Source organism: Mycobacterium sp. (assembly GCF_050701675.1).
Classification (GTDB): Bacteria; Actinomycetota; Actinomycetes; order Mycobacteriales; family Mycobacteriaceae; genus Mycobacterium.
The window spans coordinates 1-11,124 of sequence record NZ_JBOGDD010000479.1; the positions used below are offsets into that span (position 1 = coordinate 1).

At 67.4% G+C, this 11,124-nt stretch carries 11 protein-coding genes and 1 pseudogene; 4 read left to right on the forward strand and 8 right to left on the reverse strand.

The annotated features are described in order from the left end of the window. Positions 1–199: WS/DGAT domain-containing protein (locus ACRDUX_RS14250; RefSeq protein WP_526414676.1), on the forward strand; the 199-nt coding region annotated here is incomplete at its 5' end. Positions 200–207: 8 nt separating this feature from the next. On the opposite strand, the gene ACRDUX_RS14255 is transcribed toward ACRDUX_RS14250, so the two are convergent. The 4 genes from ACRDUX_RS14255 to ACRDUX_RS14270 all read right to left on the reverse strand — a co-directional run bounded on the left by ACRDUX_RS14255 (position 208) and on the right by ACRDUX_RS14270 (position 4,444). Continuing rightward, entirely contained in the window at positions 208–1,434 is a 1,227-nt protein-coding gene (locus ACRDUX_RS14255) for an alpha/beta hydrolase (RefSeq protein WP_526414677.1), read from the reverse strand. Continuing rightward, positions 1,418–3,019, reverse strand: a complete 1,602-nt coding sequence (gene fadD12 / locus ACRDUX_RS14260) for an acyl-CoA ligase FadD12 (protein WP_526414686.1) — start codon at positions 3,017–3,019, stop codon at positions 1,418–1,420. The genes ACRDUX_RS14255 and fadD12 overlap by 17 nt, the downstream gene beginning before the upstream one ends. Before the next feature lie 51 nt (positions 3,020–3,070). Further along, positions 3,071–3,892 (reverse strand): 1-acyl-sn-glycerol-3-phosphate acyltransferase, encoded by an 822-nt coding sequence (locus ACRDUX_RS14265; protein ID WP_526414678.1) that lies wholly within the window; start codon positions 3,890–3,892, stop codon positions 3,071–3,073. Positions 3,893–3,964: 72 nt separating this feature from the next. Then, positions 3,965–4,444: a hypothetical protein gene (locus tag ACRDUX_RS14270; RefSeq protein WP_526414679.1), complete on the reverse strand. Its 480-nt coding sequence runs from the start codon at positions 4,442–4,444 to the stop codon at positions 3,965–3,967. 102 nt (positions 4,445–4,546) lie between these two features. Between ACRDUX_RS14270 and ACRDUX_RS14275 the strand changes: the two genes are divergently transcribed. Next, complete coding sequence (locus tag ACRDUX_RS14275; protein ID WP_526414680.1) at positions 4,547–5,392, forward strand: arylamine N-acetyltransferase family protein; 846 nt, start codon at positions 4,547–4,549, stop codon at positions 5,390–5,392. Here the strand turns inward: ACRDUX_RS14275 and ACRDUX_RS14280 are convergent. Beyond that, on the reverse strand, positions 5,389–6,399 hold the full coding sequence (locus ACRDUX_RS14280; protein WP_526414681.1) for an acyl-CoA dehydrogenase family protein: 1,011 nt from the start codon (positions 6,397–6,399) through the stop codon (positions 5,389–5,391). The genes ACRDUX_RS14275 and ACRDUX_RS14280 overlap by 4 nt on opposite strands. Further along, a complete protein-coding gene (locus ACRDUX_RS14285; protein ID WP_526414682.1) occupies positions 6,396–7,550 on the reverse strand; it encodes an acyl-CoA dehydrogenase family protein in 1,155 nt (384 codons plus the stop codon). The genes ACRDUX_RS14280 and ACRDUX_RS14285 overlap by 4 nt, the downstream gene beginning before the upstream one ends. Before the next feature lie 127 nt (positions 7,551–7,677). Between ACRDUX_RS14285 and ACRDUX_RS14290 the strand changes: the two genes are divergently transcribed. After that, positions 7,678–8,202 (forward strand): dihydrofolate reductase family protein, encoded by a 525-nt coding sequence (locus ACRDUX_RS14290; RefSeq protein WP_526414683.1) that lies wholly within the window; start codon positions 7,678–7,680, stop codon positions 8,200–8,202. Positions 8,203–8,235: 33 nt separating this feature from the next. Here ACRDUX_RS14290 and ACRDUX_RS14295 read toward each other — a convergent pair whose 3' ends face one another. Next, positions 8,236–8,403, reverse strand: a complete 168-nt coding sequence (locus ACRDUX_RS14295) for a hypothetical protein (protein ID WP_526414684.1) — start codon at positions 8,401–8,403, stop codon at positions 8,236–8,238. Positions 8,404–8,553: 150 nt separating this feature from the next. On the opposite strand from ACRDUX_RS14295, the gene ACRDUX_RS14300 reads away from it, so the two are divergent. Then, a complete protein-coding gene (locus tag ACRDUX_RS14300; protein ID WP_526414685.1) occupies positions 8,554–10,389 on the forward strand; it encodes an acyl-CoA dehydrogenase C-terminal domain-containing protein in 1,836 nt (611 codons plus the stop codon). A gap of 7 nt (positions 10,390–10,396) precedes the next feature. Here the strand turns inward: ACRDUX_RS14300 and ACRDUX_RS14305 are convergent. Further along, positions 10,397–11,124, reverse strand: a pseudogene (locus tag ACRDUX_RS14305) (DoxX family protein); the annotation flags it as partial.

Here is an 11,124-nt window from a genome sequence, read left to right on the forward strand (position 1 = left end):
GCTCACCACCGGCAGCGGTCTCAACATCACGGTCTGGAGTTACGTCGATCAGTTGAACGTCTCGGTGCTCTCCGACGGTGCGACGGTCGACGACCCCCACGAGCTGACCGCGGCGATGGTCGAGGCATTCATCGAAATCCGCCGTGCCGCAGGGCTTTCCGAAGAGCTGACGGTCGTCGAAAGCGCGCTGGCGCAGTAGGGACGGAGCTACCCGCGCTTGGCCTTCACCCAGTCCAGGAAGTGCGCCACCGCCGTCGCGGTGTACTGACCGTGCGGTGAGCCGAAGAAGTCGAATGCGTGCTGCGCATGCGGAATTTCGGAGTAGATCACCACGTCGTCCGACTTCTGGGCGAGCGCGTCGACGAACTCCCGCCCCTCGTTGACAGGAATGATCGAGTCGTCCGTCCCATGCAACACGAAGAACGGCGGGGCGTCTGCGCGCACCTTGGTGATGGGCGACGCGTCGAGGTACACCTGACGATTCTCGTTGAAGCGCTTCTTGACGATGTAGCGCCGCAGGATCGCGATGAATTCTGGGCGCCCGGTGCCCTCGCGGGAGAACCAGTCGTACCGGCCGTAGATCGGCACTGCGGCCACCACCGAGGTGTCGGCGTCCTCGAAACCCGGCTGCCACTCCGCCTCGTTGGGGGTCAGGGCCGCAAGGGCCGCGAGGTGTCCGCCCGCCGAGCCGCCGGTGATCGCCACGAAGTCGGGATCGCCGCCGTAGGAGGCGATGTTCTCCTTCACCCAGGCCAGCGCACGCTTCACGTCGACGATGTGGGCGGGCCAGGTGTTGCGCGGGCTGACCCGGTAGGCCATCGACACGCAGATCCACCCGCGTTCGGCCATGTGCGTCATCAATGGATATGCCTGCGGACGGCGCATTCCGATCGCCCATGCGCCGCCAGGCACCTGCAGCAACACGGGGGCCTTCCCGTCGGGGGGCAGGTCGCCGCGGTGCCAGACGTCGGCGACGTTGGCGCGGTGCGGGCCGTATCGGACGACGTCGGCCTTCTTGACGTACTGACGCCGCGCCCATGACGTCCGAAGCACACCACCGCGCCGGCGGCGGCGCTCCTCGGCCGCGATCGCCGCGTAGTCGTCGCCCAGCGTCTCGCGCAGCGGGCCCTCGAAGGATTCCTGGGACTTCGTACTGCGGAGGTAGATGAACCCGAGCAGTCCCCAGGCGATCGCCGTCAGCGCCACGGCGATTCGGCCGCGCGGGCCCTTGAAGTCGCCGCGCAGGCCACGCCGGGCCGCGTCGAGCATCGACGCGCCCGCAACCACCGGGGCGGCCTCACCGGTCGGCCAGCCCAGGAAGAACACGGGAATGGTGACATAACCTTCGCGGCCCAGCGGTCGGACCGCGTTGGCGGCGTTCACCAGCTCGGCGGTCGCTCGCAGTAGCGGGTAACGCTTACGAGATTTGCGCATCGTCGCCGTTCTTCTCGGTGAGGTCCTCAAGGTCACGACGAAGGATCTTTCCAGTGCTGCCCCTCGGCAAACCTTGGAGGATGCTGATGGTGCGCGGCACCTTGTAGTTGGCGAGGTTCTCGCGGACGTGCGATTTGAGCGAATCCGGGCTCGCCGAACCACCAGGCCCCAGCACCACGAAGGCGACCAGTCGCTGCCCATACTGTTCGTCGTCGACGCCGAGCACCGCGGCCTCGGAGACCTCCGGGTGAGCGGTGAGGATCTTCTCCACCTCGATGGGGTACACGTTCTCGCCGCCGGAGACGATCATCTCGTCGTCGCGGCCCACCACGAACAGCCGGCCCGCCTCGTCGAGGTAGCCGATGTCCCCGCTCGACATGTAGTCGTCGTGGAAGTCCTTGGTAGCGCCCGAGGTGTAGCCGTCGAACTGGGTGGAGTTGCGCACGAATATCGTGCCGACGTCGCCGGTGGGAACTTCGTGGCGCTCGGCGTCGAGGATGCGGATGTCGGTGCCCTCGGCGGGCCTGCCCGCGGTGTCAGGTGCGGCGCGCAGGTCGGCCGGGGTCGCGGTGGCGATCATGCCTGCCTCGGTGGCGTTGTAGTTGTTGTAGACGACGTCGCCGAAGCGGTCCATGAAGCTGGTGACGACGTCGGGGCGCATGCGTGAGCCCGATGCGGCGGCGAACCGCAGCGACCGCCCGCTGTATTGCGAGAGCACGTCGTCGGGCAGGTCCATGATTCGGTCGAACATGACTGGGACGACGCACAATCCGGTGGCGTGATGCCGGTCGACGAGCTTGAGCGTGGCTTCTGGGTCGAACTTGCGTCTGGTGACCACCGTGCATGCCATCGACGCAGCGAAGACCAACTGCGAGAAGCCCCAGGCGTGGAACATCGGCGCGGCGACGACCGTGACTTCCTCTGCGTGCCAAGGGGTTCGATCGAGAATGCCCTTCAGCGTCATCGGGCTGCCGCCAGAGTGGGTGGCGCCCTTGGGAGTTCCCGTCGTGCCCGAGGTGAGCAGGATGACCCTCGACCTGCTGTCGGCGCGGCGCGGCTGCTCGCCGAAGTGCACGCCGATCATCGTCTCCACGGTGAGCTCGTCGTCGGTGTAGGTGTCGGTCCACGCGACGATCCGCACCGCGTCCGGATTCCCGGCGAGCGCCCGTTCGACGGTTGGGGTGAACTCCTCGTCGTAGACGATCACGTCGACCTTCTCGCGCGTCACCACCTCGGCCAGCGCAGGCCCGGCGAACGAGGTGTTGAGCAGCAACACGTCCGCGCCGATGCGGTTGGCGGCGATCAGGGATTCGACGAAGCCGCGGTGGTTGCGCGCCATGATCCCGATGACGTTCGGGGCACCCCCTGGCAGCGACTGTAGTGCCGCGGCGAACGCGTCGGCGCGCTGGTCGATGTCGCGCCACGTCAGCGTGCCGAGTTCGTCGACGAGTCCTGGCCGGTCGGGGCATCGTTGAGCGGCGCTCGCGAAACCCGATGTGATGCCGAGGTTCTCGCGGGCCATCGCGGCGGCGATCCGCAGATACTTGTCTGGTCGCAGCGGGGCGATGACGCCGGCCCGCACCATGGTGGTCACTAGGCCGAGCGTGCCGGTGAGCCGTTCGGTGAATGCCACGGGTCAGCCGAGCACGGGAAGGCGTCGTTCCTCGGCGAGTTCGTCGAGTGCCTTCTGCATGACGTGGCGCACGTGGGCGTCGACCTCGTCGACGTCGGGATCCTCGCCGAACTGGGCCACGATGTCGATCGGCGCCAGCACGCGGGTGACGATCTTCGTCGGAAGCGGCACGTTGACCGGGAGCACGGCGGAAAGGCCGAACGGGAAGCCGAAGGAGATCGGCAGGATCTTGACCCGCAGCAGCTTGTCGAGTCGGACGGTCTTGGCCAGCCACTCGCCGCGGGACAGGAACAGTTGTGCCTCCTGCCCGCCGATCGACACCGAGGGAACGATCGGCACGCCTGCGTTCAGCGCGGCGCGCACGTACCCGGTGCGGCCGTCGAAGTCGATCTTGCCCGCGCTCGACGTCGGCCGGTAGACGTCGTAGTCGCCGCCGGGGAAGACGACGACCACGCCGCCGGAGCGCAGTGCCTCGTCGGCGTTCTCGTGGTTGGCGGGGATGAAGCCGGTCTTGCGGAAGAAGTCGCCGGTCGGGCCGGCGAAGATGATGTCGTGGCTGAGCGTGTACACCGGCCGCTCGAAGCCGAACTTCTCGTAGAAGCCCGTCGCGAACACCGGTACGTCCATCGCGAAGAGTCCGCCAGAGTGGTTGCCAACGACGAGGGCACCGCCTGGCGGGAAGTCGTCGAGTCCGCGCACCTCCGAGCGGTGGTAGCCCTTGATCAGCGGCCGCAGCCAACCCATGACCCGTTCGGTGAGGCCAGGGTCCCACTTGGTGACCGCGCTCGGTACGGCGTCGGCCGGGTCGATGTCAGTCGCGTTCACGGGTGTCCCCTCGGTGAAATTGAAACGTGTTCTAGTTTCAGTCTACCGGGGCTGGCGCGGCCTGTGAAATGGCTAGATGGGCGCGACGTAGTCGGTGGTGTAGAACTCGGCGGGCGTCTGCGAGTGGTCGGACGGCCGTTCGACGATGACCCAGGCCCCGGTCGCACCAGAGGGGACCGCGCCCTGCATCGTCGTCGTTCCGGCGCCGACGCCGTCGGTCTGAAGTCCGCCGGTGATGACCCCTGGGGCGCCGGGTGCGCACCCGATCGAGGCGCGGGGTGTCTGGATGACGCGGACGTCGTAGTGGGTGTAGGGCACCGCGGTGTTGATGTCGATGGTGGCCCTCAGGGTGCCCGAATCGTTGGTCAAGTGGGCGGTGGGTCGCGCGTAGCCAACCGCCTCGACCCACTTCTGCTTGCTGAAGTCGCAGGCCCGCCATTGGCCGGTCATCGGCATCTCGGCTGCGCTGGCAGACGGCGCGGACACCAGCGAGCCGAGGCCAACCAGGGTCGCCGCCAACGCGGCAAACGTCGCCGACGTCAATTTACTCATAACTCACCATAGTGCCTGGCCCGAGGAGTACAGCGCAGTGTCCCGAGTCACAGAAAACGTGTGATCTCGACCCCGGTTCCCGACAGGACGCATCATGGCGCCATGAGCGATCACCTGACCGAGGCCGACCTGGACGCGTATCTGACGAGGATCGACCACCGCGGGTCCCGTCAGCCGACGGTCGAGGTGCTGGCCGCGCTCGTCGCCGCCCACAACGGGTCCATCCCCTTCGAGAACCTCGATCCCCTCTTCGGAGTGCCGGTCGACGGCCTCGGTCCCGTGGCCCTTACCGACAAACTGGTGCACCGCCGTCGTGGCGGCTACTGCTATGAGCACAACGGCCTGATGGGCTTCGTCCTTGCGCGGCTGGGCTATGGGGTCGACCGGCTCGCCGGCCGCGTGGTGTGGATGAGAGAACCGGGCAGTCCCAAACCCGCGCTGACCCACCAGGTGCTCGCGGTGACGGTGCCCGGCGTCGACGAGCGCTACCTGGTTGACGTCGGATTCGGAGGCCAGACGCTCACGTCGCCGATCCGTCTGGCCGCGAACGACATTCAGTCGACCCGTCACGAGCCGTATCGGCTGGTCCGAGGCGACGAGGGATTCGTGCTGTCTGCCCAGGTCCGTGGACAGTGGCAGGAGCTCTACGAATTCACCGAACGTCCGCAGCCGCGCATCGACCTCGAGGTCGGCAGCTGGTATGTCTCGACCCACCCGTCCTCACACTTCGTCACAGGCATGACGGTGGCGCTGATCACCGAGGACGCGCGGTGGAATCTGCGGGGGCGCAACCTGGCGATCCATCGGGACGGTGTCACGGAGAAGGTGCGGTTCGACACCGCAGCCCAGGTGGTCGACGCGTTGACGGGGACGTTCGGCATCGACCTCACGGACATCGCCGATCGGGACGTCGTGCAGGCCAGGCTGGCCCAGGTGCTGGACTCCTAGTGCCCGACGACGAAGCTCCACGGATCATCGGCGGCCAGAGCCATGCGGCCCAGCCTCCTGGCGTGTCGTCCCGTGGTGCCGAACTCATCAGCCCAGCTCCTCGCCCGCATCGTCGCCAGCCACAGCTGGTGCTCGGCCGTGACGCCGATGGCACCGTGCAACTGGTGCGCGATCGTCGTCACCGGCCCGACGGCACGGCCCACCGCCACCTTCGCGACGGTCACCGCGTAATCGGCGCGCTGACTGTCGAAGCCGTGGCCGTTTGCGGCCGCGATCGCCAAAGCCGTTGCCGCGCGGCCTCTCTCAACCTCGCCGATCATGGCTGCCAAGGAATGTTGGACTGCCTGGAACTTGTTCAGCGCGCGGCCGAATTGCTTGCGTTCGCCGGTGTGGGCGGTGGTGAGGTGCACGGCGGCGTCGAACGCGCCGATGATCTGCACGCACCGCGCCCACGCGCCGCGACGCACCAGCTCATCACCGACGCTGCGTGGGAGTTCGACGACGTCACCGAGCGACAGGTCGAAGGCCACCACTCCGCGCGGTTCGCCCGCCAGATTGTGCGTGGTGGCCTCGGCCGGCTGCTCCAGCGTGGCGACGAACGTCGCCTCGGCGCCACGTGCGGCCAGCACGACCGGACCGGCGGCGGGCCACGGCACGTCGACGGCGATGCCCGCGATCCGGCCGTCGCGCGCCTCGGCGTCGGCGATCGCCACCACTAGCGGCCCGTCCGCGGGGACCGAGAGGTTCGCCCTCGTGGCCAACCATGCGGCGAGGAGATCGGTTTCGGCGACCGGCACGGCGGCGGCGTAGCGCGCCAACACGCCGAGTACCACCGCGGCGTCGGCCGGGTCGGCGCCCTGATCGCTGGTGAGCCGGGTCAGACCAGACGCCTCCAGCACCCGCCACAGCTCGTCGTCGAAGGGCTCGGGCAGCCCGCGATGGCCCACCCGCGCCTCGAACGACCGGCGGCCGATCTCGTCGGCCAGCTGCCTCAGCTCGTCGCTCACGTTGCGGCCTTCGCCGCTTTGGCAACCACGCCCCGCAGCACCTCGTTGGTGCCGCCGCGCAGGGTGAACAGCGGCGAATGCACCCGCGCAGTGGCGAGCAAGGACCGCAGCCGGACCTCGTCGGGCCCGTCGAGACCATCGATCAGATCGGCTGCCGCCTCCACGGATTCCTGCTCGAACCGGGTGCCCAGATCCTTGACGAGCGCGGCCCGGACACCTGCGTCCTGCCCTGCAGTCAACGCCCGTGCCACCGAGACCGACAGCTGGCGCAGCGAGATCATCCGCGCCACCAGGTCGCCGACCTCGGCCGCGGTGCGCTCGTCGACGTCGCGCCGCCGCAGGGCCCCGACGATCTCGAACAGCAGCGTCGCCGTCGACAGGAAGCGTTCCGGCCCGCTGCGCTCGAAACCCAGCTCGGAGGTGACCTGGTGCCATCCGTCACCGACCTCGCCAAGCACGTCGTCGTCGGTGAGTCGCACGTCGTCGAACAGGACCTCGTTGAAGTGGTGCTCGCCGTTCATGAGCACGATGGGGCTGATGGTGATCCCCGGCAGGTCGGTCGGCACGATGAACTGGCTGAAGCCGGCGTGCCGATGATCGGGGTCCAGCGGGCTGGTGCGGGCCAGCACGACGACCTGGTGAGCGAGATGCGCGCCGCTCGTCCACACCTTGGTGCCGTTGAGAAGCCAGCCGTCGCCGTTGCGCGTCGCCCTGGTCTGCACGGCGGCGAGGTCGGATCCCGCGCCGTGCTCACTCATGCCGATCGAGGAGTAGAGCCGTCCAGCCGCGATGAGAGGCAGCAGGCGGCGGCGCTGATCCTCCGTCCCGTAGGTCAGCAGCCCGGGGGCGACCTGGCGGTCCGCGATCCAATGCGCGCCGACGGGGGCCCCGTGGGCGAGCAGCTCCTCGGTCACCACGTATCTGTGCAGGTATCCGAGACCGCGCCCGCCGTACTCGAGCGGGATGGTCAGCCCGACGAACCCGGCCTCGGCGAGCCGCACGCTGAAGTCGACGTCCCAGCTGGACAGCCAGCAGTCGACGGCGGGCGTCCAACCGAACCGGTCCCGATCGCTCGCCAAGAACTCCCGGACCGCCGAGCGGATCCCGGCGAGGTCGGCGTCGTTCGCACACAGCGCATCGAATTCGCTCACTGCGTCCGGAGTCTAGTGCGGCAGTCAGACAGCGGGAATGGTGATGTCGCACGCCGGGGCCATACTCGAGCACAGTGAGCTCGTGGGCCCCGGTGACCCCGTCGGATGAGGATGAGGAGGACCTGACATGGCAACCGTGTACTTCACCGCGTCGAGCCTTGACGGCTTCGTGGTCGATGACGCAGGCAGCCTTGACTGGCTGACCTCACGCGACGTCGACCCAGGTGGCCCGTTCGGGTACGAGGCATTCGCGAAAGACGTTGGGGCGCTGGCGATGGGATCGACCACCTACGAGTGGCTCGTCGAGAACCAGCCGGGGGACTGGATGTACGAACAGCCAAGCTGGGTGCTCACCCACCGACCCGAGATCATCGCCGCCGGGCATCCGGTTCGGACGTTCTCCGGTGACGTCACCGCACTGCACCCGACGCTGGTGTCCGCCGCGGCGGACAGGGACGTGTGGCTGATCGGTGGCGGCGACGTCGCGGCACAGTTCGTGGCTGCCGGTCTGGTGGACGAGATGATCGTGAGCTATGCGCCGTGCTCACTGGGCGCGGGGGCCCGAGTGCTACCGGTGCGTTCGGAGTGGCGGCTGACCGAGACCGCGGTCAACGGCGACTTCGTCTGCGCCCGCTGGCTCAAGGCCGGCTAGCGGTCAGCTGACGGAAGTCCGAAGCGGCCTGCATCAGGCGGCGGCCTGCGGGTTGCACTTCTTCCGCGGCCGCCACTGGGCCAGCCGCGGCGTCAACCGGAGAACCTCGAGACGGTCGTTGACCCGGTGCGTGAATCGACGGCCCAAGACGTTGACCTCGACGATCCACACGGGTGCCTCCCTGGCGATGTGATCGTGCATGGAACTGGCAACGCAGCCGGACCGCGAATGTATTCCCCATCACAGCGGGCGCCCGTCCTTCGTCGAGCGTAGGCCCGCCAGTTTCCGTGGTCGCTGATCGGTAATCGGACTACGCTGCATGGCGCAGTTCGATCGGGAAAGGCGCAACACATGGGCCATTACAAGAGCAATGTGCGCGACCTCGAGTTCAATCTCTTCGAGGTTCTCCAGCTCGAGAAGGTGCTTGCCGCAGGCGAGTTCGGCGACCTGGACGCGGCGTCGATCCGCGACATGCTCAACGAGGCGGCCCGGCTGGCCGAAGGGCCGTTGGCCGAATCCTTCGCCGAGTCCGACCGCCACCCACCGACATTCGACCCAGATACCCATGCCGTCACGCTGCCCGAAGCCTTCAAGAAGTCGTTCAGGGCGTGGCAGCGGGGCGAGTGGTTCCGGATCGGACTGTCCGAGGAGGTCGGGGGAGTCCTGGCACCGTCGATGCTGACGTGGGCGATCAACGAGTTCCCGCTCGGCGCCCAGCCGGCAGCCTTCATGTATCTGGCCGGACCGGTGCTGGCCGACATCCTCCATCACGTCGGAAACTCCCAGCAGAAGCACTGGGCCGCAATGGCGGCCGAGCGCAACTGGGGAGCCACCATGGTGCTCACCGAGCCGGACGCCGGCTCGGACGTTGGCGCCGGGCGGACGAAGGCCGTCGAACAGGCCGACGGCACCTGGCACCTCGACGGCGTGAAGCGCTTCATCACCAGTGGCGACTCCGATGACCTGTTCGAGAACATCCTCCACATGGTGCTGGCCAGGCCCGAGGGTGCCGGACCGGGCACCAAGGGCCTTTCGTTGTTCCTGGTGCCCAAGTTCCTGCCCGACCCGCAGACGGGTGCGCCCGGCGAGCGCAACGGGGTCTACGTCACCGGACTCGAGCACAAGATGGGCCTGAAGGTGTCCGCCACGTGTGAGCTGACGTTCGGTCAGCACGACAGGCCCGCGGTCGGCTGGCTGGTCGGTGACACCCACAATGGCATCGCCCAGATGTTCAAGATCATCGAATATGCCCGAATGATGGTGGGCACCAAGGCGATCAGTACGCTCTCCACCGGATACCTGAACGCACTCGACTACGCCAAGACCCGCATTCAAGGCGCCGACATGACCCAGATGACGGACAAAGCCGCACCCCGCGTCAGCATCCTGCACCACCCCGACGTCCGCAGGGCGCTGCTGACGCAGAAGGCCTACGCCGAGGGCCTGCGGGCGCTGTACCTCTACACGGCGGCGCATCAGGACCGCTGCGCCGCCGAGATCGTATCGGGGGCGGACGCGGCCCTCGCCGAACGGGTCAACGACCTGCTGCTGCCGATCGTGAAGGGCGTCGGGTCCGAGCGGGCCTACCAGACGCTGACGGAGTCCCTGCAGACCTTCGGTGGTTCCGGCTTCCTGCAGGACTACCCGATCGAGCAGTACATCCGCGACGCCAAGATCGACTCGCTCTACGAGGGCACCACCGCGATCCAGGCGCAGGACTTCTTCTTCCGCAAGATCGCCAGGGACCAGGGCGCCGCGCTGGCGCACGTCGCGGGCCAAGTCCAGGCCTTCGTCGAAAGTGACTCCGCGCGAGCCGAACTCGCAGACTGCCGAGCCCTGCTTGCCACGGCGCTCGCCGACGTGCAGTCGATGGTCGCCACGCTGACCGGATTCCTGATCCAATCCCAGCAGAGCGCCCGCGAGCTGTACCGGGTGGGGCTGGACTCGGTGGCGTTCCTGCTGGCCGTCGGCGACCTCCTGATCGGATGGCTGTTGCTGCACGGCGCCGAGATCGCCCTGGACGCGCTCGACGACGAGATCACCGACCGCGACCGCGACTTCTACACCGGAAAGATCACGGCGGCACGGTTCTTCGCGAAGAACGTACTGCCGCGGCTGAGTGCCGAACGCAAGATCGTCGAAGGCGTCGACCTCGGCGTCATGGATCTGGACGAGGGAGCCTTCTGAAGGGCTCTCACCTGTTGTACGGCTGCTCCTGTACCCAGTTGAAGCCGCGTTCGAGGAGCGGGAACGACGCCGGGTCCAAACGGGTGAACCACGCGTGGATTCGGTGCCCGGCGAAGTCCTCGCCGTCGATCACGATCCGGTCGGTGCCGTCATCGGGCCACCAGTAGGTCAGCCTGATGGACGTGGGGGTCTCCTCGAACGAGCCCAGCTTGATCCGATTGTCGAGGTCGATGAAGTGCTTGGCGGGGTCGATGGTTCCACCGAACACCTCGAACGAGTCGTCCATGTGCTGCACGGTCACCATCACGGGATCCGACATCAGGAAGGGGCGGTCGAATATCACACGGTGCCAACGGAGTTCGTCAGTCAGTAGCGGATCACGCCGGTAACCCTCCGTGGAGAACCCGTCCACCTGCCAGATGCCGTAGAGGTTCGGTGTCGGCCGGGTGAACTGTTGCCAGCCCTGGCCACCGAACGCGGCGAGCACGACGACGCCGACACAGAGCTGAGCGATCACCGCCACGCGGTTGGCGCGACGACCGGTGAACAGAGGCACGGATTCGGCGGCAGAGACGGCGCGATCGGTGAACAACGCCGTGAACAGTCGCCGTGCGTAGGGTGCGAGCAGGAACAGGCTCAACAACAACAGCTGGGATGACACCGACTTGAGGCGGATGTCGTAGGTCATGTTGAGGATGAACACCTGGGTCAGGTCGAACGCACACACCAGTGCAC

Coding starts and splice junctions, on each gene's coding strand:
- ACRDUX_RS14255 (WP_526414677.1), bottom strand. CDS start 1,434: ATGCGCAAATCTCGTAAGCGTTACCCGCTACTGCGAGCGACCGCCGAG.
- fadD12 (WP_526414686.1), bottom strand. CDS start 3,019: ATGGTGCGGGCCGGCGTCATCGCCCCGCTGCGACCAGACAAGTATCTG.
- ACRDUX_RS14270 (WP_526414679.1), bottom strand. CDS start 4,444: ATGAGTAAATTGACGTCGGCGACGTTTGCCGCGTTGGCGGCGACCCTG.
- ACRDUX_RS14275 (WP_526414680.1), top strand. CDS start 4,547: ATGAGCGATCACCTGACCGAGGCCGACCTGGACGCGTATCTGACGAGG.
- ACRDUX_RS14290 (WP_526414683.1), top strand. CDS start 7,678: ATGGCAACCGTGTACTTCACCGCGTCGAGCCTTGACGGCTTCGTGGTC.
- ACRDUX_RS14295 (WP_526414684.1), bottom strand. CDS start 8,403: ATGCACGATCACATCGCCAGGGAGGCACCCGTGTGGATCGTCGAGGTC.
- ACRDUX_RS14300 (WP_526414685.1), top strand. CDS start 8,554: ATGGGCCATTACAAGAGCAATGTGCGCGACCTCGAGTTCAATCTCTTC.